Origin of the sequence: Desulfolutivibrio sulfodismutans DSM 3696, assembly GCF_013376455.1 — a bacterium.
GTDB classification, from domain to species: Bacteria; Desulfobacterota; Desulfovibrionia; order Desulfovibrionales; family Desulfovibrionaceae; genus Desulfolutivibrio; species Desulfolutivibrio sulfodismutans.
In genome coordinates, this window is sequence record NZ_CP045504.1 from 1709967 (window position 1) to 1734042 (window position 24076).

Genomic DNA, 24076 nt, shown 5'->3' on the forward strand with positions numbered 1-24076 from the left:
AGACACGTCTGGCGTATGGACGGATCGTGCGGGGTGCCAACGCCATCCGCACCGGGAGTACCGGCATGCTCTCCGAAGACACCAAGTGGAGCGTGGTGGAGCAAAACGCCCGTGGCGACGACTCCAGCCTCGCCGAGCTGCAAACCATCCTGGCGGAAAAGCATTTCGCCATGCAGCGGGCCATGGTCCGTATTCCCGATCCTGTGCCCGCCGATCCCGACGAGGCCGTCACCATCGCCACCTACCTGCACTCGGGCTGCGGCGCCCTGGCCGAGAGCGTCGCCTGACGGCTCCAGGCCGCAACGCCAGCCCGTCCTCCCTCCCACAGCGCATCCTTTCCGGCCCCATCCCACCCTGCGCCCCTTTGCACCCGGCCATGAACGCAGGGCTTGGCCCTGGCCCGGCTCTCGCCGGAACTGCGGGCGACATCTCCCAAAAAAGTCTGACAAACGGCTGCCGCACCCCGGGCCCGCAACCCAGGCCGCCGAGTTTGGCGTCGGCCTCAGTCGGCCCGCGAGGCGGCGCATTCTTTGATCACGGCATCCACGGCGTCGCCCATGGCGGGGGCCGGTTCAGAACGAATGCCGCAGCCCGAGGCCGTAGCCCAGGCCACCGATGCTGGTGTCGGTTTCGTAGCCCACGCGCGAGGCCTCGTTTTCCTTTACCGAGACGTTCACGCCATAGCCCAGGGTGGTCACCAACTGCGTGTCCTTCCCGGCGGGCAGGGTGGTGCGCACCCCCAGGGCGTGGCCCTGGAAATCCTCGTCTTTGTTCGCCGCTCCGGACATGATCACCGCCCCGGCGTCGCGGTGTTCCGGGGACAGGGTACCGCCGCCTTTCAAGGGAACATCCAGGAGCGATCCGCTGCGCGGGGGATCGGGCTTGGGCGGCTCGCCCATGATGGCGGATGTCTGGTCGTGGACGTTCCACTTGGCCGCCAGGTTCTTCGGAGCGGCGGCTTTTTTCGCCGGATCTCGCCCCGCTGCCCCGGCCAGCGCACCTTTGCCGCCCATCCCGGGGCCGGGGTCGGCCGCCGTGGCGGCGGGAAGGCGCAGGCACGCACCGGCCCGGATCTGATCCGCAGCGGCGATGCCGTTTTCGGCCTGAAGCGCCGCCAGGGACACTCCGTAGCGTTTGGCCAGGGAAAAAAGGGTCTCGCCGGGTTGCACCACATGCGTTCTGGGGTTTGCCTGGGCCTGGGCCGCCGACGCAAAAATAACGGCCAGGAGACAGAGCAGAAAAACGGCGGCCAGAGCCGGGGCCAAATCGCCGGGGAAAGGTATGCGTGCCGTGCCGGTCATGCGGTGCGCCCGTGGTTGCAGTGGTTGTCGGGGCGGGCGAGACTGGTCCCAGGGAGCCCGATTCACGATTCATGCCGCCGCGCCCCGCACCCTGCTGCAGGGCCATGCAGAGGCATGCATCCCCTTGTCCTCATGGTGTTTTCCCAAACGGACAGACCGCCGGACTGCGTTTTGCTCGGGCTCGCGCCGGGGAAGAAACACCGTCGGGGAACCAGCAGCGGCCATATTCCGCTTCACTGTGTAAGAAAATGAAAAAACCGCCCCGCAGGCTGGGCGCGCGCCAGGCCGGGGCTGCAACGGAAAAATGTCCATCCGGGAGGCGGCCCCCGGATGGACATTTTGCAAGATCCCTGACGGGATGACTGGACGCGTTAGGCGGCTGCGGCCTTGAGCTGGGCGATCTGCTGTTGCAGGCTGGCGACCTGGGCCTGCAGGGCGGCCACGATGGGCTTTTTGGTGCCATCGGGGATTTCCTGCTGCTCCACCTGGAGGATCTTGCCCTGCAGCTCCTCCATCTGGGCCTGGAGATCCTCGATGCTGCTGGACGAATCGCTGCTGCTGGAACCGCCGCTGCCGCTGGCGCCTTCGGCGGATTCGGACGATTCGCTGTCGCTGTCTTCGCTGTCGCTTTCCGTCTCGCTGCTGGTTTCGCTGCTGCTGCTGTCGGACTGGCCCCGGGCGCTGGCCAAAAGTTCCGCCAGCTTCCTGGCTGCGTCGGAGATGGTCACGGTGTCGGTCCCGGAGCTGACCGTCGTGCTCGAGGTGTCCTCATCATCCACCTTCTGCGTGGAGGCCACGGATTCGATGGCCGACGTGTAGCTGCTCCCGGACAAAATGCTTGAGATATCCATGATGCGACTCCAATGTTGTGTCGTGTCCCCCTCTCCCTGGGATGGAAAAATTTACCGCCAGAAAGCGCATGGTCGTATTCCATGACCACAAAGCATAATCCGGTCCAAGGCGGTCGCCCGGGTCCGTGACCACGGCGAACGCCGCAAAACATGTGCAAGGACAGGCGGTTGACCTCTCCCTGAATACACGGCGGGGCTGCCACCGCCGCGAACGGTGGGAAAAAACTGCCTGCCGGGGAGTGCGGCGTGGGGCGTCCCGCAACAAAACACCGGCATCTCTTCAAGAAAACAGGACCATGCGCGCAGGGTTCATCCCGAAATCCGTAAAAGCCGGATTTCACGGTCGCGGCGCAAGGGGGGGCTAGTCTTTGGGCGGCTCGGGGGGATTTTCAAGGCAAAAGGCGTACTGGTAGCGCTCCACCACCTCAAGGACCACGGCGTCGGGCCTTTCAGCGGCCACGATGTCCGGGGCGTAGGCGTGGCTCCACAAAAAGACCGCGCTTTGGAAGCGTCCGGCCAGAAAGGGGATCATGGCCGACGAAAAGGAGTCGCGAAAAAAAAGAACCCGGGGCAGCCGCGTGTCCCCGGTCTCGGCCACCACCATGGCCCGATCCGGGTGGTTGGCCGGGTCGGCATAGGGACGGGGCGCGCCGAAGCTGGCCAGGACGCCGGGGGCCTGGGGATTTTTGGGCGTCAGGCGGATGTCCGTTTCCCGCCAGATATCCGGCAAAAGGAGCATCCCGGCCAGATCGCCGCCCGGGATCACGGATTCGGTCACGGCATAGTCGGCCTCATCCAGGGGGGGAATGGCCGGGAAACGCTGCCGCAGAGCGGCCACGATCCGCTTGGCCCCCGTAAACGCCCCCCAGTCGTTCCAGTGGGTGTCGGTTTTCCAGTAGGCCCGGCGCACGGCCTTGGCCCGGGCCATGTCCGGCCGCAGGTCCACGAAATCCACGCCTGCCGCCGTCAGGCGCTCCCCGAGGATGTCCAGCCGGGACCGGGGCCGCAGGGGATGGACGTATCCGGGAAGATATTCGGGATAGACCGTGTGCTTGTCCGGGCACACCACCACGTAGAAGGCGATGCCCCGGGCCGCCAGCCGGTCCCGGCGCTCCACCAGGATGCGCGTCATGTCCTCTTGCAGGGCGTCGGACATGTTCATGACGTTGATATGGTCGTCCAGGGCATGCTCCAGGGAATAAAACAGCCAGCCGTCGCGCCCCAGCATCACCCCGGGCACGGGGGATTCCTCGAAGACGGCCAGCCGCAGCCGGTTCCCGGCCCGGATGAGGGTCTCACGCAGGGGGAAATGGTCCGCGAAGGCCACCCGCAGGCCCTTGGCGTAGGCCGCCGGGTTGGAAAAAAGCAGGGTGACGGGCGGAACCTCGGCCAAGGGGCGGTTTTCGTGGGCCAGCACCCCCACGGGCTCAAGGCCCAGGGCGGCCACGGCCAGGGGGGTGGCGAGCACGGCCAGAAAAATGAGGGTCCGCAGGAGGTCTGTGGCGCGCGCGTTCATGGTCAAAACCTAGCGTAAATGAAGGGGGAATAGGTTCCGGCCGCAAGCTGCATGGCCGACAGGACCAAAAGTGCCGCCGGGGCCAGGATCGCCGCCGCGGCGGCCGCGCCCCGGCCAAGCGTGCCGCAGCGCCCGGCCAGCCCCGACACGGTGCGGGCCGCCCCGCCAAGGGGCAGGGAAAAGACCACGGCCAGGACCAGGGCGCACAAGGCCTGACGGCTGGCGGCGGTCATCCAGGTATAGGCGAAGCCCTCGAAGCGAAACGAGAAAAGCGCCCCGAGATAGTTCACGGCCTGGGGCAGGTCGGCGGCCCGGAAAAAGACCCAGCCCAGCATGACCGCCAAAAGGGCATAGGCATGGCCCAGAGCGGCCGGGGCGGCGTCCATGGCCCGGCCGAAACGGGTGCGTTCCAAGACCAGAAAGACGCCGTGGAAAAGCCCCCAGACCACGAAGGTCCAGCTTGCCCCGTGCCACAGCCCGCACAAGACGAAGACCGTCAAGAGGTTGCCCTGCACCCGGACCGGGCTGACCCGGCCGCCGCCCAGGGGGATGTACAGGTAGTCGCGAAACCAGGTGGACAGGGAGATGTGCCAGCGCCGCCAGAATTCGCGCACGGAACGGGACACGTAGGGGTGGTCGAAGTTCTCCGGCAGGGCGATGCCGAACATGCGCCCAAGTCCCACGGCCATGTCCGTATAGCCCGAAAAATCGAAATAGATCTGGCCGGTGTAGGCCAAAAGGCCGAGCCAGGCCGTGCCCATGTCCAGGGCCCCGCCCAGGGGCCGGGCGGAGAAGGCGGCGTCGGCCACGGGCCCCAGCGTCCCGGCCAGAAGCGTCTTTTTGGCCAGCCCCAGGCAGAACCGCACGGACCCGGCGGCCACGTCCGAAAGGGCGGGGCGCGGCAGGCGCATTCCCGGGAGCATGGCGGCGTAGCGGGCGATGGGCCCGGCGATCATCTTGGGGAAAAAAGACAGGTACAGGGCCGTGCGCAAAAGATTTTTCTCGGCGGCCACCTGCCCCCGGGAGACATCCACGAGATAGGACACGGCCTGGAAGGTGAAAAAGGAGATGCCAAGCGGCGGCAGGCCGTGGATGTTTGCCGGGTCGATGCCGCTTGATTCCAGAAACGGCAGGGCCGAGACTACAAAGGCCAGGTACTTGGCCTTGGCGAGATACCCGATGTTGGCCGCCACCCCCAGGGCCGTCAGCCTTTTCCGTCTGACCGTGCGTCCGGCGTCCCGGGCGTTGCCGATGGCCAGGGCCAGGGCATGGTTGCCGAGGATGGAGACGGCCAGCACCGGCAGGGCCGAGACGTCGCCCATGGCCGTAAAGATCAGGCTGGCCGCAAGCAGGACATGCGGCCGAAACCGGGTGGGCGCGACGAAAAATCCGGCCAGGACGGCCGGGAGAAAAACAAAGAGGAACAGCGGGGAATCGAGGCTCATAGGGTCATGTCCATGGGAGTGGCTGCCGGGGGATGCCTGCCAGGCCGAAACCTGCCGCCCGCCCGACAGGTCTCATTATCCCCTCGCCCGCCCCGATACAAGCGCGGACATGTCAGTCCCGTCTGCCCGCAGGCCCATCCCCGGCGGCCGCGTCGGCCCGGAACCCATGCTGCGCCGCGTCATCCGCAACGCGAGATTCTGAGGCAAAACGCGAGCCCAGCGCGGCATGCGCCTGTCCGGCCGCCCCGCTCGCCCAGTTCGCCCAGTTCGCCCAGTTCGCCCCGCTCGTTCGCCGCCGTTTTCGACCTGCCCCGCCAGGGAGGCAACGCCCGGGGCGGGGTGACAGTCCCCCCGGGCTTTGCTACCACAGCGGCCGTCCGGCGTATGCCGGAGGCCCTGGAGGTTCTTTTCCGTGTCCAAGAAAAAACATCGCGACCGCCCGTCCCCCGAGACCCTGGGCCTTGCCCCCGTGGGCGTCGACACCCACGCCCACCTGGACATGCGCGGCTTCGAGCCCGCCGAAATACCGGACATCCTGGCCCGGGCCAGGGCCGCCGGGGTGGCCCGCATCGGCAACGTGTTCCTGGGACCGGACGCCTATGCCCGAAACGCCGCGCTTTTCGACGATGCGCCCCAGGTCTTTTTCATCCTGGGCATGCATCCCACGGAATGCTCCGGCTACGCCGAACCGCTGACCGCAGCCATGGAGGCGGCCTTCCGGGCCAATCCGAGGCTACGGGCCGTGGGCGAGATCGGCTTGGACTTCTACTGGGACGACGCCCCCCCGAGGACCAGAAACGGGCCTTGCGGGAACAGTTGGAGATGGCCCGGGGGCTGGACCTACCCGTGGTCATCCACAGCCGCTCGGCCGAGGAGGAGACCCTGGCGATCCTTGCAGACATGGGATTTTCCGGCAGGCCCCTGGTGTGGCACTGCTTCGGAGGCGATGCGGAGCTGGCCCGTCGCATCCTGGCCATGGGCTTTTTCATCTCCGTGCCGGGCCCGGTGACCTATGCCAAAAACACGGCCCTGGCCGCCGCCGTGGCCGAAATCCCCCTGTCGCGGCTTCTGCTTGAGACCGACGCCCCGTTTCTGACCGCCGAGCCCTGGCGGGGCAAACGCAACGAACCGGCCCTGCTGGGTTTTACCGCCGTCCGCGTGGCGGACATCAAGGGGCTTTCCCCGCACGAGGTGTGGCGGGCCACGGCGGACAACGCCGTCTCGTTTTTCGAGCTTGAGGTTCTGTGACGCGCAGTCTCGCCCGGATTCGCGTCTCTTCCCTTGCATCTTTCCCACGTCACCCTGTTGACTTCCGCGCCGGACACTGTACCACGGAAGAGACATACCTGCCGTTCGGTTGTTCGATGGTCTTTCCGCCTGTCCTCAAACAGGTTTTGCACATTTTCAGCAGACCATGGAGGGTGTTTCGGATGAAACCAGGACTTCTTGTGCGGACGTTTGTCCTGTTGTGCCTGCTCGCCTCCCCGGCCCTGGCCGCAGACGACGCCAAGCCCGCCGGGTACGTCCAGGAGGCCAGGGGCCAGGCCCTGGCCGTGCGCGGCGGCCAGTCCCGGGAGCTTGCGGCCAAGGGGCCGGTCTTTTCCGGCGACAGCCTGGCCACCAAGGCCGAATCCTCGCTGCAGATCATGTTTTCCGACGGCACGATTCTGGCCATGGGCCCGGAGAGCCTTTTTTCCGTAGACGAATTCGTCAACGAATGGGGCCAGGACAAGACCTTAAGCAACAAGATGCAGTTCTCCTACGGCCCCGGCGTGTTCCGGGCCGTGACCGGGGCCATCTCGGACCGCAATCCGCACGCCTTTTCCGTGGAGACACCGCTTGGGGCCATCGGCATCCGGGGCACGGAACTGGGTTCCGTGGTCCAGGCCCCGGCCCTGGTCGGCGGCAAGCCCTATCCCGCCGCCCTGGCCGAGGCCTTCGCCCCCGGGGCCAACGCGGCCAACATCCTGGCCACCCTGCGCCAGGCCGCCACGGCAGCCGTGCCCGGCGAGATTCACGGCCACATACGCGGCGCAGCCAAGCGGCCCCTGGCCTTCACGGACAAGATGGGCAAGAGCGTGGACATGGCCGTGGGCCAGGGCGTGACCGTCAGCCGGGAACGCGGGACTTCCGACGCCGGCCCCATTTCCGGCGTCCTGAGCACGACCATCAAGACCGCGCCGATTCGGACTTCGGCCAAGATCCCGGCGGCCTTCAAGAACACTTTGGGCGACACCCCGGGCTCCAGCAACAGCAACACCGACAGCACCACCACCGGAAGGTCGGGCTCCAGCGGCCATACCGGCGGCAACAGCAACACCGGAGGAGGAGGCACCGGGGGCGCCCGGTAACGGCGCACCGCTTTCCTTCTCCAGGAGACCGGCTTCGTCTCCAGGAAACAACCCTGTTGACTTCCCGCCCGGACATTGTACCAAACGGAAACCATGCGCCGGTTGCTTCGGCCCGCATGACGAAGGCATCGCCATTGCAGGTCTTTTGCATGCCCCCTATGCACGACGGAGGACTTCTCATGAAAACGAAATTTCTTTTTTTTGCTGTACTCATGTTCAGTCTGCTGGCCTTCCAGGCCCTGGCCGCAGACGACGCCAAGCCCGTGGGCTATGTGCAGGAGGCCAAGGGCCAGGCCCTGGCCGTGCGCGGCGGCCAGTCCCGGGAGCTTGCGGCCAAGGGGCCGGTCTTCGTGGGCGACACCGTAGCCACCAAGGCCGAATCCTCGTTGCAGATCATGTTTTCCGACGGCACGATCCTGGCCATGGGGCCGGAGAGCCTTTTTTCCGTGGATGAATTCGTCAACGAATGGGGCCAGGACAAGACGTTCAGCAACACGGCGAAGTTCACCTACGGCCCAGGGGTGTTCCGGGCCGTGACCGGGGTCATTTCGGATCGCAATCCGCGCGCCTTTTCCGTGGATACGCCGCTTGGGGCCATCGGCATCCGGGGCACGGAACTGGGTTCCCTGGTGCAGGCCCCGGCGGCCGTGAACGGCAAGCCCTATTCCGCCGCACTGGCCGAGGTGTTTTCGGCCGGGGCGAATGCGGCGGGGCTTATGGCTTCCCTGCGCCAGGCCGCAATGGCCGACGTGCCAAGCGAGGCCCATGGCCACATAAACGGCACGGCCAAGCGGCCCCTGGCCTTTACAGACAAGAAGGGCAAGACCGTGGACATGGCCGTGGGACAGGGGGTGACCGTGAGTCGGGAACGCGGCGCGTCCGAATCCGGCCCCATTTCGAACGAACTGGACAAGCAGCTCAAGACCGCGCCGGTGAAGACCTCGGCCAAGGTTCCGGCGGCGTTCAAGAACACCCTTGGCGACACCCCGGGTTCAAACAACAACGGCGGCGACAGCGACAGCGGCGGCGGGTGCAGCGGCTGATTCGCGCCGGACTTTCGTCCAGAAATGGCGAACGGCCGTCCGGAAATGATCCGGGCGGCCGTTTTATGTACAATTATACGTCATCCACCTACATGGCTTGACAAAAAATTTAACAACAAATATCAGCAAGGTTATCCACATTTCGAACACCGTACCGAAGATGCGTTTCCTCTACTAGTTGACATGTCAAAATTGCACGAAATGTCATGCTAATTATATTCAATATCGGCGTCCATAACTGGAGAAATGTAGATGGGCATATGCAAGTATTGCGGTAACCCCGCCGGAATATTTCGTAACATGCACAGCGAATGCGAAGAGCAACACACAAATGGCAAGCTTCAAATAATATTTGAGTCATCCCAAAGCATCATTGAAAAACAGAATTTGCATAAACTCATTGATTTAATTAGTGATATAATACATAATTCATACATAAATCCATCAGACATCAAACGCCTTCTTGTAAAAGGATGGGACAGTGCTGTTGAAAGATTCCTTGACGATGGTCTTCTTGACTCTTCTGAAGAACAATCCCTTAGTGAATTCAAAGAATTTTTTAATCTTTCATCATCAGATCTAGACACAAATGGATCATTAACAAAAACAAAAAAGGCAATATTACTAAGAGAGTTAATCAATGGAAAAATTGACGAACTGACTGTTATTAAAGAACAGTTGCCAATCAATTTTCAAAAACACGAAAAGGTCATTTGGGTTTTCAATAACTCAGAATACATTGAAGACAAAGTGCGTCGTCAATACGTCGGCCGATCTGGTGGTGTCAGCATTCGAATAATGAAAGGAGTGTACTATAGGACAAGTACTTTCAAGGGGTATCCCATTGAGCATACTGAACGTACCCATATTGACACTGGACGTGTCGTTATCACAGACAAAAATTTTTACTTCGCAGGTTCTAGCAAAGGATTACGCCTTCCGTATACAAAAATACTATCATTCGCACCGTTCAGCAATGGAATAGGTATTATACGCGACAGTGTAAACGCAAAACAACAATTTTTTATCACAGGTGACGGATGGTTCACATTCAATTTAGTTAAAAATTTGTCCCAATATTAAAGACAAACGCAATATTTATCAGTCTCGACACAGGGCATTCCGCATCTTGTTTCCATCATATCCCCGCCCCGTATTCGAACACCCCTTCCCGGGCCCGGCCCTGGAGCACCCTGGCCCCGGCCGGAACGTCGCGGGTCAGCCACACGTTGCCGCCGACAACCGCGCCCCGGCCGATGGTCACCCGGCCAAGGATGGTAGCCCCGGAATAGATGGTCACCTCGTCCTCCACCACCGGATGGCGCGCAATCCCCTTGATGATGTTGCCCGAGGCGTCCTTGGGGAAGCTCTTGGCCCCAAGCGTCACGCCCTGGTACAGGCGCACGTTGTCGCCGATGACGCAGGTCTCGCCGATGACCGTACCCGTGCCGTGGTCGATGAAAAACCGCCGTCCGATCTCGGCCCCGGGGTGGATGTCGATGCCCGTGGCCGAATGCGCCATTTCCGTGATGATGCGCGGAATGAGCTCCACCCCCAGGTGGTGCAGTTCATGGGCCACCCGGTAGTGGGTCATGGCCGTGATGCTCGGATAGCAAAATATCGTCTCACCCGGGCTTCTGGCCGCCGGGTCGCCCTCGAAGGCGGCCTGCACGTCGTCGGCCAGGTACGACCGGATGCGCGGCAACGCGGCCAGGAACCGTCCGGCCAGGTTCTTGGCCCGGTCCTCGCACGCCTGGCACCCCTCCACCTGCTCCCGGTCGCAAAAAAAACAGTAGCCGCGCCGTATCTGGTCGGCCAGAAGCCGGGACACGGCGTCGAGATTGGCCCCCACATGGAAGCGCATGGACTCGGGGGTGATGTCGGAGTTGCCGAAATAGCCCGGGAAAAGCACGGCCCGCAACCGCTCCATGACCTCGCGCAAGACCTTCACCGCAGGCATGGGCTGGTCGTGCAGGGGCCGGTGGTAGACGGTCGTATACGAGGCCGGGTCGCACAGGCGTTCGGCCACCTCCTCCAGGCTTAAGGGCTCGGGCTCCCCGGCGTGATGGTCGGTCATTTCCACGACCGCAGACGCCTCCGGCCGCGCCAGCGGGGCGATCAGGTCCGCCATGGCCTAGTCCTCCCCCCGAAAAAGCGCCGTGCTCAGATACCGCTCGCCCGTGTCGCAGACCACGAACACAACGAGCTTCCCGGCGTTCTCCGGACGTCTGGCCTCGGCCAGGGCCGCGTGCGCGTTGGCCCCCGACGAGATGCCGCACAAAATCCCTTCGTCCCGGACCAGGGCCCGGGCCATGGCCATGGCGTCCTCGTTCTCCACGGTGACCACGGCGTCCACCAGGTCGCGCCGGAAATTCCCGGGCACAAATCCGGCCCCGATGCCCTGGATGGCATGCGGCCCGGGGCAGCCGCCGGACAACACGGGCGAGGCCGCCGGTTCCACGGCCACCACCCGGATGCCGGGCTTTTTGGCGCGCAAGGCCCGGGCCACGCCGGTGACCGTGCCGCCCGTGCCCACCCCGGCCACGAAGACGTCGATTTTCCCGTCCGTATCGGCCCACAACTCCTCGGCCGTGGTCAGGGCATGGGCCTCGGGATTGGCCGGGTTGTCGAACTGCCCCGGCACAAAGGCCCCGGGACTGGCGGCCGCCAGTTCGTTCGCCTTGTCGATGGCCCCGCGCATGCCAAGCGCGGCCGGGGTGAGCACCACCTTGGCCCCGTAGGCGGAAAGCAGCATCCGCCGCTCCAGGCTCATGCTCTCGGGCATGGTCAACACGAGCCTCAGGCCCTTGACGGCGCAGACCAAGGCCAGGCCGATGCCGGTGTTGCCGCTGGTGGGCTCGACGATGAGCGTGTCCGGGCCGATGCGGCCGTCGCGAAGGGCCGTTTCGATCATGTTCAGGGCGATGCGGTCCTTGACCGAGCCGCCGGGGCTGCGGGACTCGATCTTGGCCGCCACCGTGGCGGGCAGGCCCCTGGCCAGGCGGTTCAATCGCACCAGGGGGGTCGCGCCGATAAGAGACAGCATGTCGTCGTGGATGTGCATGGCGTTTTATCCGGTTCAGCAGGTACAGGACGGCTTTTCGTCGGTTGCGGCCGAAAACGGGGACATCTTGCGCAGCCGCTTGATGACCCCGGGCATCTCCCGCAGCACCGTATCGATTTCGGCATCGGTCGTATAGCGCGACAGGCTGAAGCGGATGGAGCCGTGGGCGAAGGTGAACGGCACGCCCATGGCCCGCAGTACATGCGACGGCTCCAGGCTCCCCGAGGTGCAGGCCGAGCCGGAGCTGGCGCAGATGCCGAACGTGTCCAAAAGAAGCAGGATGGCCTCGCCCTCCACATATTTGAAGGCGATGCTGGTGGTGTTGGGCAGGCGGCTGGCCGGATCGCCGTTCACGATGGCGTCCGGGATGGCGGCCACAAGGCCGGTCTCCAGGCGGTCGCGCAGGGCTTTCACGCGGGTGTTCTCGTCCCCGATCCCGGCCACGGCCAGCTCCATGGCCTTGCCCAGGGCCACGATGCCCGGGGTGTTCTCGGTGCCCGCCCGGCGGCCGCGCTCCTGGTGCCCGCCGATGAGAAACGGCCGAAACGGCGTGCCCCGGCGCACGTACAGCGCGCCCACGCCCTTGGGGGCGTGCAGCTTGTGGCCCGAGAGCACCAGATAGTCCACGGGCATGTCCTTAAGCGATATGGGGATCTTGCCCACGGCCTGCACCGCGTCGGTGTGGAAGGCGATGCCGCGTTCCCGGACCATGGCCGCGATCTCGGGGATGGGAAAGACCACCCCGGTCTCGTTGTTGGCGTACATGACCGAAACCACGGCCGTGTCCTTGCGCAGCGACGCCCGCAACTCGTCCAGGTCCAGGCGGCCCGAGGCGTCCACGCCCAGGTAGGTGACGGCGATGCCCCGGGTCTCCAGATGCTTGGCCAGGCTTAAGACCGCCGGATGCTCCACCCTGGTGGTGACCATGTGCCGCTTTTCGGGGTTGGCCCGCAGGGCCGAGAGGATGGCCGTGTTGTCGCCCTCGCTGCCGCAGGAGGTGAAGATGATCTCCTCCGGACGGCACCCGAGGGCCTGCGCCGTTCGCTCCCTGGCCTTTTTGACCAGCGCGCCCACGGACCCGCCGAAGGAATGCATGCTGGAGGGGTTGCCGTAGAACTCGCCAAGGACCGGAAGCATCTCCTCCAGCACCTCGGGGGCGACCTTCGTGGTGGCGTTGTTGTCCAGATAGATGGGCTGCATCAGCGGGCCTCCTTGACGGTGATCTCCGGGTCCACGGTTTCCCGCAGCCGCTTCTCCACGAAATCGGCCAGGGTCAGCTTGCTGGCCGGGCAGCCCACGCAGGCCCCGCGCAAGGACACGATGACCTGGCGGCCGTCGATGTCCACAAGCTCCAGATCGCCGCCGTCGTTTTTGAGCGCCGGGCGGATCTCCTCGTCGATGACCTTGGTCACCAGCCGCATGCGCTCCAGGTTGGTCAGGGGCTTTGGCGCGCCGTCTCCGGGGGCCTTGGGCGCGGCCGCCGCGCCGGAGAGCTCTTCGGCCAGGATCTGGCCGATGCGCTCATGGCAGTCGCCGCAGCCGCCTCCGGCCTTGGTGAAGTCCGTGACCTCCTCAAGGGTGGTCAGGCCGTTTTCCCGTATGGCCCGGCGGATCTGCACGTCGGTCACCCCGAAGCACTTGCACACCAGCTCCCCTTCGGGCTCGTGGGCCACGGCGGCCTCGCCCGCGAAGTTTTTGAGCGCCGCGTCCAGGGCCTCCTGGCCCATGACCGAACAGTGCATCTTCTCCTTGGGAAGCCCCCCCAGGGCCTTGGCGATGTCCTTGTTGGAGATCTTTTTGGCCTCGGCCAGGGTCTTTCCCTTGAGCATCTCGGTCAGGACCGAACTCGAGGCGATGGCGCTGGCGCAGCCGAAGGTCTGGAACTTCGCGTCGGTGATGACGCCCGCGTCGTCGATCTTGAGGAAGAGCTTCAGGGCGTCGCCGCAGGCCAGGCTGCCCACCTCGCCCACGGCGTCGGCGTCGTCCATGGTCCCGGCGTTGCGGGGATTTAAAAAATGGTCCCGGACCGTGTCGGTGTATTCCCACATAGGGCGCTCCTTGTTCGCTTTACCCGGCCCCGGGCGCGCCCCTTTTCGGACACCTCGGCGCGGGCGCGGTTTTTTCCATTCGAAGAAAATAATACAGCCTGCCGGGATGGGGAATGGCTGGCGGCGAAATTATTTCATAGTTTTTTACAATGAAAATACCTCGCGGCACCGCCGTGGAGCGCGACCCCGCCGCCGTCCGGGCAGGGCCGCGCTGTCTTCGATACGCCGTCAGACCAGAGCGTGGTTCTTGAGATCCTTGCGAATGTACGCCACCAACTCCCGGGCCACGCCAGCCGCCTTCCAGTTCACCACCCGCTTGATGAACCAGCGGGTGAACCCCTGGTCCATCCCGGCCACGTAGGTCGCGGCCAGGGCCTTGATCCGTCTTTGGATGGGCGCTTCCAGGGCGGCGATGTCCGCATCCGTCATCGTGATGGTTTCCCTGGGGATCAAGGGCTCCTCCGGAATGGCTGCCCCGCACAGGGGGATGATGGGCAATACCGGCGCCTTCTTGCTGTCTTTGTAAGGCGAATCGGCCAGGCGCGGATAGCCGCCGAACAGGAGGTTGTTTCGCACAGCCGCGATGTTTTGCGGCGTGTCCAGGGGCAGCACAAAGTGGTCCTTCAGGAATTTCTGGCAGTTGCGGCGGCCGAGTTGGAAGTCGAAGTTGCGGAACTTCCGAGACAGAAAGCCGCCGAATCCGCCCAGGCTGGCGGCGGCCATGGCCGGCCAGTTCCCCCCGGCATCCCCTGCGCTCGGGGTCAGGATGAACCGGCTGTAGATGTCCTCTTCCAGGGCCAGGGCCACCTCCTCCGGCTTGAACCGGGCCTGGGCCTTGAGGGCGGAGAACATCCACTTGGCCGCCTGCACGACGTCGGCGTCGCGGTAGGTGTCGGCCGTGGCCTTCCAGTCCCATGCGGGTTCGGGGAAGGGGTCCACCATGAGCACCGCCCGGCGGGCCAGTTCCAGGGGGCGGGGATTGGAGCAATCCGATCCGGCCAGCGCCTTGCGGGCCAGTTCGAAAGGTTCGTTGTTCATGAGCCCGCCGTCCACGGCCATGAAATCCCACTCGGCTTCGGGTTCCACGCTGCCCCCCTCCCAGTCGGGGGTTATGGGGACGACGTCGAACTTCACCTTTTTTTTGCCTGGTTCCGGGCATTCTACTTCGCGGGGGATGTCCCAGGTGCGTTTGCCGTAGGGGGCCATCGGCAGAGTCATGACCTTTGGCGCCAACCCCACGGGGAAGGCCCCGGTGGCCAGGGCCGCCGTGCGAAAGACGTCCCAGTTGCGACCGCTCCTCGTGGCGGCGTTGAGGAAGATGCCGTCGCCCAGGGATTGGTCCGGGGGCGTGCGGCCCAGCACGAAGCGGACATGGTCCTGGTGTTGCACCTGCTCGTGCCCCGTCGTGTCCCATCCCCGGAACTGCACCGAATAGGGCACGCCACGCAGGTTGGCGATGGTCAGAAAGATCTCCAGGTGCTCGTCCACATACGCCCTCGCGACTCCGGAGGTCTGCCGGTGGTAGGGCCCGAAGGCGTACTCGGCGATGCCGTCGAGGACCGTGGAGTCCAGAAGCGACACGACCTGTTTCCCCGGCCCAAGATCCAGGACGCCCAGAAAATGGCTGATGTCGATGCGGTTCACCCAACATTGGTAGAGCGTGTTGTTGGTCGGCGCGGGCTGGCCGGCCGCCAATCCGGCCACCGGCAAAAATCCTTCGTGCAGCGACGCGGCCAGGACGGCGGCGGTCATGCCCCCGGCCGAGGCCCCGGACAGCACCCGGATCCTGGTCGTGTGCCTCGGGATCGTGTCGTCATTGGGATGTGTCGTTTTGGCCTTCTCCCATTCGTCGAGGGCCTGAATCAAAAAATCGACGACTCCGGCCGCATATGCACCTCCAGATATTGCCCCGGCCATAGCCAAGCCGATCTCGAAAACCCCGTCCGTGTCTGCTCCGTTCATGGCTTTCCCCCGTCTTTGCTGTTTTCCTGAGCCGCATCGCCGACGCCTCCCGCGTTTCCAGAAGTGGCGACATACATCCCTTTATCTATTAGTATCAGATAAAGTATAATTTGCAAGGCGAAATGACCCGGCCTTTGCTATCCATGTCTTTTGTGAACGCTCAGGAGGGACGGGACACGAGACATGGCCCGTCCGGCCAACCCCGCTTGCCGATTCCCGCGATTCGCGGTAAGGCCGCCCCGACGCCGGTACGCATCACACCCCGCCGGCGCGGCGGATCGACCGATATGACCTATTACGCCCTCATAGGAGCCGTGGAGCAGGGATTCGTCTATGGACTGATGGTCCTTGGCGTGTACCTGACCTTCCGGGTTCTGGATTTTCCCGACCTGACCGTGGACGGCAGCCTGCCGCTCGGGGCCGCCGTATCCGCCGTGGCCGTGTCCGCCGGGGTCGATCCCTATCTGACGCTCGTTTTGGCCTTCGCCGCCGGTTTCGCGGCCGGGGCCATCACCGGCATATTGAACACCAAGCTCGGCATCCTGCACCTTCTCTCCAGCATCCTGACCATGATCGCCCTGTATTCGGTCATCATCCGGATCATGGGCCGCCCCAACCTGACGCTTCTGGGCAAGCCCACGGTGCTCGACGCGGTCACGGGCCTTGGCCTGCCCGCCCACGCCGCCGGGCCGCTTTTGTACGGCGCGCTGGCCGTGGCCGTCGGCGCGGCGCTGACCTGGTACCTGGCCACCCGCTTCGGCCAGGCCACCCTGGCCACGGGCGACAATCCGCGCATGATCACGGCCCTTGGGGTCAACACCCACACCACCATCATCGCCGGCGTGGGGCTGGCCAACGCCCTGACCGCCGTCTCCGGGGCGCTGGTGGCCCAGAACCAGGGCGCGGCGGACGTGAACATGGGGGTGGGAACCATCGTGGCCGGGCTGGCCTCGGTGATCATCGGCGAGACCCTGGTGGGCGGCGGCAAGGGCGGCGTGGGCCGGGCCATCGTGGCCGCCCTGGCCGGGTCCGTGGCCTACCGGCTGGCCATCGCCCTGGCTCTGGACCTGCGCATCGGCCAGCTCTCCGTGACCCCGAGCGACTTAAACCTCATCACCGCCCTGGTGGTGGTCCTGGCCCTGACCGCGCCCAAGATGCGCGCCAAAATCACGGGGCGGCGATGCTGACGCTTACCGGCATCACCAAGACCTTCAACCCGGGCGGGGCGGACCCGGTCACGGCCCTGGCCGGGGTATCCCTGACCATCGAAAAGGGCGACTTCATCACGCTCATCGGGTCCAACGGCGCGGGCAAATCCACCCTCCTCAACTGTCTGGCCGGGGTCTTTTTTCCCGACGCCGGGAGCATCATCCTGGACGGCAGGGACATCACCGCCCTGCCCGAATACGCCCGGGCCGCCTTTCTCGGCCGGGTCTTCCAGGATCCCCTGCAGGGCACCTGCGCCTCGCTCTCCATCAAGCAGAATCTGGCCCTGGCCGCCCTTCGCGGCAAATCCCGGGGGCTTTCCCGGGGGGTCGATCCCCGGGACCGGGACCGCTTCCGGCTGGCGCTTGGCAGCCTGTCGCTCGGCCTGGAAGACCGCCTGGACGCCAGGGTCCGGCTGTTGTCCGGCGGCCAGCGCCAGGCCCTGACCATGCTCATGGCCACCCTGGCCGAGCCCCGGGTGCTGCTTCTCGACGAACACACGGCCGCGCTCGACCCCAAGACCGCAGCCCACATCCTGGACCTGACCGAACGCATCGTGGCCAAAAAGCGGCTGACCACGCTGATGGTCACCCACAACATGCACCAGGCCATCCGCCTGGGCAACCGGCTGATCATGATGCATCGGGGCAGGGTCATCCTGGATGTGCACGGCGAGGAAAAACGGAACCTGAGCGTCGAAAATCTGCTGCAGCGCTTCCATTCCCTTCGCGACGGGGACGGCGAGGCGGAGGTTGACGCGATGTCCGACAAGATGCTTCTGGCCTGACGCGCCGTTTCCGGCGTCCGGCCATCGCCAACGAACCATATAAGCCCAAGGAGTCATGCAGCATGGAACGCACCCTCTCGATCATCAAACCCGACGCCGTGTCCCGCAACCTGGCCGGAGCCATCCTGAACATGATCCAGGACAGCGGCCTGACGGTGGTGGCCATGAAGATGATCCACATGTCCAAGGCCCAGGCCGAGGGCTTCTACCACGTCCACAAGGCCCGGCCCTTTTTCGCGGACCTGACGGCTTTTATGTGCTCCGGGCCGGTGGTGGTCTCCATCCTGGAAGGCGACAACGCCATCGCCCGCTACCGCACGCTCATGGGCGCCACCAACCCGGCCAACGCCGAGGAAGGCACCATCCGCAAACGCTACGCCCTGGATATCGAGAAAAATTCCGTGCACGGCTCCGACGCGCCGGAGACCGCCGCCTTCGAGACCGCCTATTTCTTCTCCAACCTGGAGATCGTGGGCTGATGGCCCCCGTCGTCGGCTTCATCGGCACGGGCAACATGGGCGCGGCCATCATCCGGGGGCTTTCCCCCCTGGGAAAGGCGGATCTGCTCGGCTTCGACCTCAACGCCGCAAAGCTTGCCGAACTGGCGGCGGAGACGGGCATGGCCGTGGCCAAAAGCCCTCTGGACGTGGCCACGGGCGCGGACTACGTGGTTCTGTGCGTCAAGCCCCAGCACATGCGCGAGGTGCTGGACTCCCTGCGTCCGGCCCTGGCCAAGGGAAAATGCCTGGTGTCCATCGCCGCAGGCATCACCATGGAGAAGCTCGCGGCCTGGTCCGGCGGACGCTGCCCGGTGGTGCGCATCATGCCCAACACCCCGGCCCTGGTCGGGGCCGGTTCCTATGCCGTGTGCCTGGACGATCCGAAGCTGGCCCAGGCCCAAAAAGACCTCGTGCTCGAACTGTTCTCGGCCATCGGCAAGACCTTTCCCCTGCCCGAAAAGGACTTCGACGCCTTCACCGCCCTGTCGGGGAGCGGCCCGGCCTACGTGATGTATTTCATGGAGGCGCTGATCGAGTCCGGGGTGTATGTGGGCCTTTCCCGGGGACTGTCCACGGACGTGGTCCTGGAGCTTCTGCGGGGATCGGTGAAGATGGCTTTGGAAAGCGGCCAGCATGTGAGCCTGCTGCGGGAGATGGTCACCTCCCCGGCCGGGACCACCATCGAGGCCCTGCTGCACCTGGACCGCTCCGCCGTGCGCGCGGCCGTCATCGAGGCCGTGGCCATGGCCCGGGACCGCAGCATCGAGCTTGGGCGGTAGCCGCCGCATCGCTTTTCACGTCCCTGAAAAAGAAAAATCCCCCGCCGGCCCTCACCAGCGGGGGATTTCCCTTAACGGAGACTTGGTTCGGGACTAGTTGCCCCGGACCACGTTGGAAGCTTTGGGGCCGCGTTCGCCCTCCACGATCTCGAACGCGACGACCTCGCCCTCCCGCAGCGTCCGGAACCCCTCGCCCTGGATCGCCGAGTAGTGGACGAACACGTCATCCTCACCCTCGCGCATGATGAAACCGTAGCCCTTCTTGTCGCTGAACCATTTCACATTGCCCTCGAAACTCATGAGTAAGGCCCTCCTTAAAAAATAGACATGATATCCCCATATCCCGTCCACGCGGATATGGTCAACGATTTTCTCTTTTACGATAGCCTTTCTGGTTTGCGAATGATCCGAACGGGATACGCAAGGGTTGACCCTTGCCGGGGGGAGGGAAACCCGGCCCAAAACATCTATATCAAAATTAACACAAGCATCCCGGCCACGGTAAGTCCCGTCCCGGCCCGGGACACCACGCGCACTAAAAGACGCAGATGCGGCCCGTCCCACCGTCCGTCCGGACCAAGACGCGGCTTGTCCACGGTCTGGCCGAAATAGACCGCCGGGCCACCCATTGCCGCGCCGCACACCCAGGCTGCGGCGGCCATGGGCCAACCGGCGTTGGGACTGGACATGGTCCCGGCGTCGCGGCGGATGCGGCCCCAGACGCCGACCGGCCGACGATGCATCATCCACCCGACGGCCACCAGGGCCAGGGCCGACACCCGGGCCGGGACAAAGGCCAACACATCGTCGGCCCGGGCGCAAAACCACCCCAGTTCCCGATAGTGCGGCGTGCGGTAGCCCCACATAGAGTCCATGGTGCTGACGGCCTTGTAGGCCCACAGAAGGGCCGGGCCGCCCAGAACCAAAAAGAACAGGGGGGCCACGAATCCGTCGTTGAAATTTTCGCTCACGGTCTCGGCCAGGGCCCGGCGCATGGCGCAGGAGTCCATGCGGGCCGTGTCCCGGCTGACCAGCCCGGCCAGGGCCCGGCGCGCCCCGGGCAGATCGCCCGCCTCAAGCAGGTGCAAAACGGCCCGGCCCTCGCGCAAAAGGCTTCCCAAGGCCAGCCCGGCAAAGGCGAAATACACGGCGAAAAGCCCGCCCACCCCGGGCAGGGAGATGAGAAGATGCACCACCAGGGCGCAGGCGACAGCCAGGACCAGGGTCACGGCCGCCCCGTACAGGCGACGCGGGAAGGGCGAAACCGGGGCGGCGCGTTCCAGGCGCGCCAGTGCGGCCCCGATCAGCCGCACGGGATGCGGCCAGCCGGGCGGATCGCCGAGAATGCGGTCCAGAATCGCGGCGACGACGAAAAGCGCCGGGGTCATATCCACTCCCTCATGACCAGGACAGGCTTGGGATGGCAGGCGATGCGACGAAAAACATGCCGGGGCGGCCCCAACTTCACAACCAGGCCCAAGGCGGAAACCGGGCGGCCCGCGGCGCCATCGCCGGGGCCCGGGCCGAACCAGGGGGCCGTCTCCATAATCGAGGCAGGGCTTTTGGCCTATTCGCCTTCGATCGGCAGCCCGTAGACGTATTCCCGCAAGGCCTGGACCCAGGGCCGGGGGGAATAGCCGACGACCTGGGCGAACTTCCCGATGTCCAGCACGGAATAGGCCGGGCGTTTGGCCTTTTGGGGATAGTCGGCCGAGGTGATGGGCAGCACCTCACAGTTGATCCCGGCCGTGGACACCGCCTCGGAGGCCAGTTCGCACCAACTGGCCCGGCCGGAGTTGACCAGATGGAAAAGGCCCGTTCCCCCGGCGTCGAGCAGGGCCGTGGTGTTGGCCGCCAGATCCAGGGTGGAGGTGGGGGAGCCGATCTGGTCGTGGACCACCTTGAGCACGTCGCGGGTCTTGGCCAGTCCCAGGATTTTTTCCACGAAGTTGGTCTTGCCGGGCCCGAAGAGCCAGGCCGTGCGCAGGATGAGATATCGTTCCAGGCCCGTTTCCAAAATGGCCCGCTCCCCGGCCAGCTTGGTCTTGCCGTAGACGCTTTGCGGGGACACGGGATCGGTTTCCAGATAGGGCGAGGTCTTTTTGCCGTCAAAGACGAAATCCGTTGAATAGTGCACAAGCCCCGCGCCCGTCTCCAGACAGACCCGGGCCAGATTTCCCGGCAGCACGCGGTTGAGCCGCGCCGCCTCGTCGGGTTCGTCCTCGGCCTTGTCCACGGCGGTATAGGCCACGGTGTTGACGATCCAGTCGGCCGCAAAATCGGCCACGGCGGCGCGCACGGCCTCGCGGTCGAAGGGGTCGAGGGTGGCCCGGGTGGTGGGCAGCACCGCATGCCCGGCATGGCGCAGGGCCTGGGTCAGGGGAACCCCCAAAAGGCCGGTGACGCCGCCGAGCACGATGATTTTTTTTGGTCCGCTCATATGCGCTCCCCGTACCAGGCGGTCATGAACCGGGTATAGGCGCCGCTTTTGACGTCCTCCATCCAGGCCGCGTTGGCCTCGTACCAGGCCAGGGTTTCAGCCATGCCGCGCGTGAAATCATAGGCCGGGGCAAAGCCGAGTTCGCTCCCGGCCAGGGTGAAGTCCATGGCGTAGCGGCGGTCGTGGCCGGGACGGTCGGTGACGTACCTTATGAGGCTTTCGGGCTTGCCCAGGGCGGACAGAATGGTCCTTACCACCTCGAGGTTGGGCTTTTCCGCGTTTCCTCCGAAGTTGTAGACCCCGCCGGGACGGCCCTTGAGCAGGGCCAGTTCCACCCCCCGGCAGTGGTCCAGGACGTAGATCCAATCTCGCACGTTTTGGCCGTCGCCGTAGACCGGCAGGGGCTCGTCGTTTTTGGCCCGGGAGATCATCAGCGGGATGAGCTTTTCCGGGAACTGGTAGGGACCGTAGTTGTTGGAGCAACGGGTGATGACCGTGTCGTAGCCGTAGGTTTCGTGGCAGGCCCGGACCAGCATGTCCGCGGCGGCCTTGGAGGCGGAATAGGGGCTGTTGGGGGCCAGGGGCGTTTGCTCGCTGAATTTTCCGTCCGGGCCGAGCGTGCCGTAGACCTCGTCGGTGGAGACATGCACGAAGCGCGGCACGCCCACGGCCCGGGCCGTCTCCAAAAGGATCTGGGTTCCCACGATGTTGGTCTGGATAAACGGCGAGGCGTCGTGGATGGAGCGGTCCACATGGGTCTCGGCCGCGAAGTTGACCACGGCGTCGATCTTGTGGGTGGTCAGCAGATGGGCGGCCAGTTCGGCGTTGCCGATGTCCCCCCGGACGAAGACATATCTCGTGCCGCCGTAGGCCTTTTCCACCCCGGCCATGTTGGCCGGGTTCCCGGCGTAGGTCAGCTTGTCCAGGTTGACGATGACCATGTCCGGGTGGGTGGCCAGCATGTGGATGATGAAATTGGAGCCGATAAAGCCGCATCCGCCGGTGACCAATACGCGCATATCTCCGCCTTTTTTTTACGTTTTCTTGTCGTTTGGGTGGTCTTTGCGCCACGCTCGCTCACGGGGCGTCACAAAATCCTTGCCTCGGCCGGGATTTTCTTCTATCTTTCCAAGTGGGCGGTTAACTCAGCGGTTAGAGTGCCATCTTCACACGGTGGAAGTCCGGGGTTCAAATCCCCGACCGCCCACCACCGAATGCAACACGAAGCCTCGCATCTGCGGGGCTTTCGTTTTTGTGGCGGCCGCATCCTCTCCAGGAGCATTATTGGCCTTCCTTTCCATGCGCCTTAAGCTCCTGAATCTTTCTGTAATAGTCCACGATCTTGGCCTTGTTGACTTCAATCTCGTCGTTATAGTGCTTTTTTATGATACGCAGCTCGGTCCGCCGACGCACCGAAACCGGATCGTTTTCCACGGTGCGACGCATCTCGACCTCGTATTCCCGAAGCGTCTTTTCGTCTTCGGCAATCCGTACCTTGCACGTTTCGATGAACTGGTGGTAGCGGAGAATGCTCTCCTGCGCCGTGTAGCAACGGGCCGAGGAGGGCGCCACCAGGAAGAAAACCGCCAGCGCGGCGGAGACAAAAAGGAATGTTCGCATTTTCCCGTCAGAAAAAGCCCTGTTCTCCGGGCGTACGGAGCGCCGCGTCCGTGCTTGTTTTTTTACCTGTGCCCATGCCCGGGACGTCGCGCAGGGGGCGGTTGACGCCCCCCTGCCCCGTCGGGTTCCGCATCGCGCTATAGCGCACAACGCCAGCCTTGACAAATCGGGCTGCACGGGCTTTTTTGCCATCTTTGCCAAACATTTTCCGCTCTGGAGGGGCCTGGTATGAAAGCATTTATGGATCGCGACGCCTTTGGCCGCTTCGTGGGCGTCGAGGCGGTTTTCATCGAACCCGGCCGGGCCCGCATGCGCCTTGATCCGGAGGACCGGCACAGAAACGGCCTGGGCATGGTCCATGGCGGGGCGCTTTTCACCCTGGCCGACATGGCCCTGGCCGCTGCGGCCAATTCCGGAGACCACTCGGCCGTGGCCATCAATGCGGGCATGACCTTCGTCAAACCCGGCCGGAAGGGACCGCTTTTCGCCGAGGCCCGGGAGTTGTCGGCGGGCCGGACCATCGCCGCCTATGCCGTGGACGTGACCGACGAGGACGGCATGCTCCTGGCCACGTTTACGGCCACGGTCTACCGCAAGGGAAAACAGGCGTGATCGAGATCGTCCTTTTCAATCCGGAGATTCCCCAAAATACGGGCAATGTGGCCCGGCTGTGCGCGGGTACGGACACCCGGCTGCACCTCATCGAGCCCCTGGGGTTCTCCCTGGCCGACCGCTATCTCAAACGGGCGGGCCTGGACTACTGGCCCCACGTCAGGCTTTCGGTCTGGCCGGATCTCCAGGCGTTTCTGGACGCCGGACACGCCTCCCGCCGTCTGGTCCTGACCACCTCGGGCAACCGGGGGCACGCGGGAACCCCCTACCACCGCTTTGCCTTCCACCCCGACGATCTGCTCATCTTCGGGCCGGAGAGCAAGGGCCTGCCGGAGTGGCTATTGACGGCGGGGCACGCCGCCGTGCGCATCCCGGTCAGCAAAAACGTGCGCAGCCACAACCTGGCCAACGCCGCGTCCATCCTGCTCTACGAGGCCCTGCGCCAGCTTGGCGCCCTGCCGGACTAGCCCCGCCGTACGCCTCGGGATGACGCAGCGCCGTGCGCCACATCTTCAGGAGACCGTCGGCCTCCTGCCTGCTGGAAGGTTGCA

The 24076-nt window shown here is 64.6% G+C and carries 24 protein-coding genes, 1 tRNA gene and 1 pseudogene; 12 read left to right on the plus strand and 14 right to left on the minus strand.

Annotated features, from left to right (window positions below; translation table 11 throughout):
* Positions 1 to 26: 26 nt before the first annotated feature.
* Positions 27 to 287 carry a hypothetical protein gene (locus tag GD606_RS08145; protein WP_163300455.1) on the plus strand — a complete coding sequence of 87 codons (261 nt, stop codon included), beginning with the start codon at positions 27 to 29 and terminating at the stop codon, positions 285 to 287.
* Positions 288 to 572: 285 nt separating this feature from the next.
* On the opposite strand, the gene GD606_RS08150 is transcribed toward GD606_RS08145, so the two are convergent.
* The 4 genes from GD606_RS08150 to GD606_RS08165 form a co-directional block, all read right to left on the minus strand.
* The gene (locus GD606_RS08150; protein WP_163300454.1) at positions 573 to 1301 is read right to left on the minus strand and encodes a LysM peptidoglycan-binding domain-containing protein; all 729 of its coding nucleotides are present in this window, start codon (positions 1299 to 1301) and stop codon (positions 573 to 575) included.
* A 371-nt stretch (positions 1302 to 1672) separates the two neighbouring features.
* Positions 1673 to 2152, minus strand: a complete 480-nt coding sequence (locus GD606_RS08155; RefSeq protein ID WP_163300453.1) for a FlxA-like family protein — start codon at positions 2150 to 2152, stop codon at positions 1673 to 1675.
* Between the two features lie 361 nt (positions 2153 to 2513).
* A complete protein-coding gene (locus GD606_RS08160) occupies positions 2514 to 3668 on the minus strand; it encodes an alginate O-acetyltransferase AlgX-related protein (protein ID WP_163300452.1) in 1155 nt (384 codons plus the stop codon).
* Positions 3669 to 3670: 2 nt separating this feature from the next.
* On the minus strand, positions 3671 to 5113 hold the full coding sequence (locus GD606_RS08165; protein ID WP_163300451.1) for an MBOAT family O-acyltransferase: 1443 nt from the start codon (positions 5111 to 5113) through the stop codon (positions 3671 to 3673).
* Positions 5114 to 5525: 412 nt separating this feature from the next.
* Here GD606_RS08165 and GD606_RS08170 point away from each other — a divergent pair.
* The 4 genes and pseudogenes from GD606_RS08170 (at position 5526) to GD606_RS08185 (ending at position 9590) form a co-directional block, all read left to right on the plus strand.
* Positions 5526 to 6361: pseudogene (locus tag GD606_RS08170) on the plus strand (TatD family hydrolase).
* A 182-nt stretch (positions 6362 to 6543) separates the two neighbouring features.
* Positions 6544 to 7464 carry a FecR family protein gene (locus GD606_RS08175; protein ID WP_163300449.1) on the plus strand — a complete coding sequence of 307 codons (921 nt, stop codon included), beginning with the start codon at positions 6544 to 6546 and terminating at the stop codon, positions 7462 to 7464.
* Between the two features lie 179 nt (positions 7465 to 7643).
* Positions 7644 to 8507, plus strand: a complete 864-nt coding sequence (locus GD606_RS08180) for a FecR family protein (RefSeq protein WP_163300448.1) — start codon at positions 7644 to 7646, stop codon at positions 8505 to 8507.
* 300 nt (positions 8508 to 8807) lie between these two features.
* Positions 8808 to 9590 (plus strand): hypothetical protein, encoded by a 783-nt coding sequence (locus GD606_RS08185; RefSeq protein ID WP_163300447.1) that lies wholly within the window; start codon positions 8808 to 8810, stop codon positions 9588 to 9590.
* Between the two features lie 55 nt (positions 9591 to 9645).
* On the opposite strand, the gene epsC is transcribed toward GD606_RS08185, so the two are convergent.
* The 5 genes from epsC to GD606_RS08210 form a co-directional block, all read right to left on the minus strand.
* A complete protein-coding gene (epsC, locus tag GD606_RS08190; RefSeq protein WP_246299071.1) occupies positions 9646 to 10584 on the minus strand; it encodes a serine O-acetyltransferase EpsC in 939 nt (312 codons plus the stop codon).
* 57 nt (positions 10585 to 10641) lie between these two features.
* Positions 10642 to 11571 carry a cysteine synthase A gene (gene cysK, locus GD606_RS08195; RefSeq protein WP_163300445.1) on the minus strand — a complete coding sequence of 310 codons (930 nt, stop codon included), beginning with the start codon at positions 11569 to 11571 and terminating at the stop codon, positions 10642 to 10644.
* Between the two features lie 15 nt (positions 11572 to 11586).
* Entirely contained in the window at positions 11587 to 12771 is a 1185-nt protein-coding gene (gene nifS, locus GD606_RS08200) for a cysteine desulfurase NifS (protein ID WP_163300444.1), read from the minus strand.
* Positions 12771 to 13619: a Fe-S cluster assembly protein NifU gene (gene nifU, locus GD606_RS08205; RefSeq protein ID WP_163300443.1), complete on the minus strand. Its 849-nt coding sequence runs from the start codon at positions 13617 to 13619 to the stop codon at positions 12771 to 12773. Before nifU ends, nifS begins: the two co-directional genes overlap by 1 nt.
* 228 nt (positions 13620 to 13847) lie before the next feature.
* On the minus strand, positions 13848 to 15581 hold the full coding sequence (locus GD606_RS08210) for a patatin-like phospholipase domain-containing protein (protein WP_163300442.1): 1734 nt from the start codon (positions 15579 to 15581) through the stop codon (positions 13848 to 13850).
* 287 nt (positions 15582 to 15868) lie between these two features.
* Between GD606_RS08210 and GD606_RS08215 the strand changes: the two genes are divergently transcribed.
* The 4 genes from GD606_RS08215 to proC all read left to right on the plus strand — a co-directional run bounded on the left by GD606_RS08215 (position 15869) and on the right by proC (position 18853).
* A complete protein-coding gene (locus GD606_RS08215) occupies positions 15869 to 16768 on the plus strand; it encodes an ABC transporter permease (RefSeq protein ID WP_163300441.1) in 900 nt (299 codons plus the stop codon).
* Entirely contained in the window at positions 16762 to 17574 is an 813-nt protein-coding gene (locus tag GD606_RS08220; protein ID WP_163300440.1) for an ABC transporter ATP-binding protein, read from the plus strand. Before GD606_RS08215 ends, GD606_RS08220 begins: the two co-directional genes overlap by 7 nt.
* A gap of 62 nt (positions 17575 to 17636) precedes the next feature.
* Complete coding sequence (ndk, locus tag GD606_RS08225) at positions 17637 to 18053, plus strand: nucleoside-diphosphate kinase (protein ID WP_163300439.1); 417 nt, start codon at positions 17637 to 17639, stop codon at positions 18051 to 18053.
* Positions 18053 to 18853 (plus strand): pyrroline-5-carboxylate reductase, encoded by an 801-nt coding sequence (gene proC / locus GD606_RS08230; RefSeq protein WP_163300438.1) that lies wholly within the window; start codon positions 18053 to 18055, stop codon positions 18851 to 18853. The genes ndk and proC overlap by 1 nt, the downstream gene beginning before the upstream one ends.
* 93 nt (positions 18854 to 18946) lie before the next feature.
* On the opposite strand, the gene GD606_RS08235 is transcribed toward proC, so the two are convergent.
* The 4 genes from GD606_RS08235 to rfbB all read right to left on the minus strand — a co-directional run bounded on the left by GD606_RS08235 (position 18947) and on the right by rfbB (position 22312).
* Complete coding sequence (locus GD606_RS08235; protein ID WP_163300437.1) at positions 18947 to 19153, minus strand: cold shock domain-containing protein; 207 nt, start codon at positions 19151 to 19153, stop codon at positions 18947 to 18949.
* 167 nt (positions 19154 to 19320) lie between these two features.
* On the minus strand, positions 19321 to 20241 hold the full coding sequence (cbiB, locus tag GD606_RS08240) for an adenosylcobinamide-phosphate synthase CbiB (protein ID WP_163300436.1): 921 nt from the start codon (positions 20239 to 20241) through the stop codon (positions 19321 to 19323).
* A gap of 179 nt (positions 20242 to 20420) precedes the next feature.
* On the minus strand, positions 20421 to 21293 hold the full coding sequence (gene rfbD, locus GD606_RS08245; protein ID WP_163300435.1) for a dTDP-4-dehydrorhamnose reductase: 873 nt from the start codon (positions 21291 to 21293) through the stop codon (positions 20421 to 20423).
* The gene (rfbB, locus tag GD606_RS08250; protein WP_163300434.1) at positions 21290 to 22312 is read right to left on the minus strand and encodes a dTDP-glucose 4,6-dehydratase; all 1023 of its coding nucleotides are present in this window, start codon (positions 22310 to 22312) and stop codon (positions 21290 to 21292) included. The genes rfbD and rfbB overlap by 4 nt, the downstream gene beginning before the upstream one ends.
* A gap of 115 nt (positions 22313 to 22427) precedes the next feature.
* Between rfbB and GD606_RS08255 the strand changes: the two genes are divergently transcribed.
* Positions 22428 to 22503: transfer RNA gene (locus GD606_RS08255), tRNA-Val, on the plus strand.
* A gap of 71 nt (positions 22504 to 22574) precedes the next feature.
* On the opposite strand, the gene GD606_RS08260 is transcribed toward GD606_RS08255, so the two are convergent.
* On the minus strand, positions 22575 to 22913 hold the full coding sequence (locus GD606_RS08260; protein ID WP_163300433.1) for a hypothetical protein: 339 nt from the start codon (positions 22911 to 22913) through the stop codon (positions 22575 to 22577).
* A 228-nt stretch (positions 22914 to 23141) separates the two neighbouring features.
* On the opposite strand from GD606_RS08260, the gene GD606_RS08265 reads away from it, so the two are divergent.
* Complete coding sequence (locus tag GD606_RS08265) at positions 23142 to 23525, plus strand: PaaI family thioesterase (RefSeq protein ID WP_163300432.1); 384 nt, start codon at positions 23142 to 23144, stop codon at positions 23523 to 23525.
* Positions 23522 to 23992, plus strand: a complete 471-nt coding sequence (locus tag GD606_RS08270; RefSeq protein ID WP_176629255.1) for a tRNA (cytidine(34)-2'-O)-methyltransferase — start codon at positions 23522 to 23524, stop codon at positions 23990 to 23992. Before GD606_RS08265 ends, GD606_RS08270 begins: the two co-directional genes overlap by 4 nt.
* Positions 23993 to 24076 lie beyond the last annotated feature (84 nt).

Coding starts and splice junctions, on each gene's coding strand:
- GD606_RS08150 (WP_163300454.1), bottom strand. CDS start 1,301: ATGACCGGCACGGCACGCATACCTTTCCCCGGCGATTTGGCCCCGGCT.
- GD606_RS08155 (WP_163300453.1), bottom strand. CDS start 2,152: ATGGATATCTCAAGCATTTTGTCCGGGAGCAGCTACACGTCGGCCATC.
- GD606_RS08160 (WP_163300452.1), bottom strand. CDS start 3,668: ATGAACGCGCGCGCCACAGACCTCCTGCGGACCCTCATTTTTCTGGCC.
- GD606_RS08165 (WP_163300451.1), bottom strand. CDS start 5,113: ATGAGCCTCGATTCCCCGCTGTTCCTCTTTGTTTTTCTCCCGGCCGTC.
- GD606_RS08175 (WP_163300449.1), top strand. CDS start 6,544: ATGAAACCAGGACTTCTTGTGCGGACGTTTGTCCTGTTGTGCCTGCTC.
- GD606_RS08180 (WP_163300448.1), top strand. CDS start 7,644: ATGAAAACGAAATTTCTTTTTTTTGCTGTACTCATGTTCAGTCTGCTG.
- GD606_RS08185 (WP_163300447.1), top strand. CDS start 8,808: ATGCACAGCGAATGCGAAGAGCAACACACAAATGGCAAGCTTCAAATA.
- epsC (WP_246299071.1), bottom strand. CDS start 10,584: ATGACCGACCATCACGCCGGGGAGCCCGAGCCCTTAAGCCTGGAGGAG.
- cysK (WP_163300445.1), bottom strand. CDS start 11,571: ATGCACATCCACGACGACATGCTGTCTCTTATCGGCGCGACCCCCCTG.
- nifS (WP_163300444.1), bottom strand. CDS start 12,771: ATGCAGCCCATCTATCTGGACAACAACGCCACCACGAAGGTCGCCCCC.
- nifU (WP_163300443.1), bottom strand. CDS start 13,619: ATGTGGGAATACACCGACACGGTCCGGGACCATTTTTTAAATCCCCGC.
- GD606_RS08210 (WP_163300442.1), bottom strand. CDS start 15,581: ATGAACGGAGCAGACACGGACGGGGTTTTCGAGATCGGCTTGGCTATG.
- GD606_RS08215 (WP_163300441.1), top strand. CDS start 15,869: ATGACCTATTACGCCCTCATAGGAGCCGTGGAGCAGGGATTCGTCTAT.
- GD606_RS08220 (WP_163300440.1), top strand. CDS start 16,762: ATGCTGACGCTTACCGGCATCACCAAGACCTTCAACCCGGGCGGGGCG.
- ndk (WP_163300439.1), top strand. CDS start 17,637: ATGGAACGCACCCTCTCGATCATCAAACCCGACGCCGTGTCCCGCAAC.
- proC (WP_163300438.1), top strand. CDS start 18,053: ATGGCCCCCGTCGTCGGCTTCATCGGCACGGGCAACATGGGCGCGGCC.
- GD606_RS08235 (WP_163300437.1), bottom strand. CDS start 19,153: ATGAGTTTCGAGGGCAATGTGAAATGGTTCAGCGACAAGAAGGGCTAC.
- cbiB (WP_163300436.1), bottom strand. CDS start 20,241: ATGACCCCGGCGCTTTTCGTCGTCGCCGCGATTCTGGACCGCATTCTC.
- rfbD (WP_163300435.1), bottom strand. CDS start 21,293: ATGAGCGGACCAAAAAAAATCATCGTGCTCGGCGGCGTCACCGGCCTT.
- rfbB (WP_163300434.1), bottom strand. CDS start 22,312: ATGCGCGTATTGGTCACCGGCGGATGCGGCTTTATCGGCTCCAATTTC.
- GD606_RS08260 (WP_163300433.1), bottom strand. CDS start 22,913: ATGCGAACATTCCTTTTTGTCTCCGCCGCGCTGGCGGTTTTCTTCCTG.
- GD606_RS08265 (WP_163300432.1), top strand. CDS start 23,142: ATGAAAGCATTTATGGATCGCGACGCCTTTGGCCGCTTCGTGGGCGTC.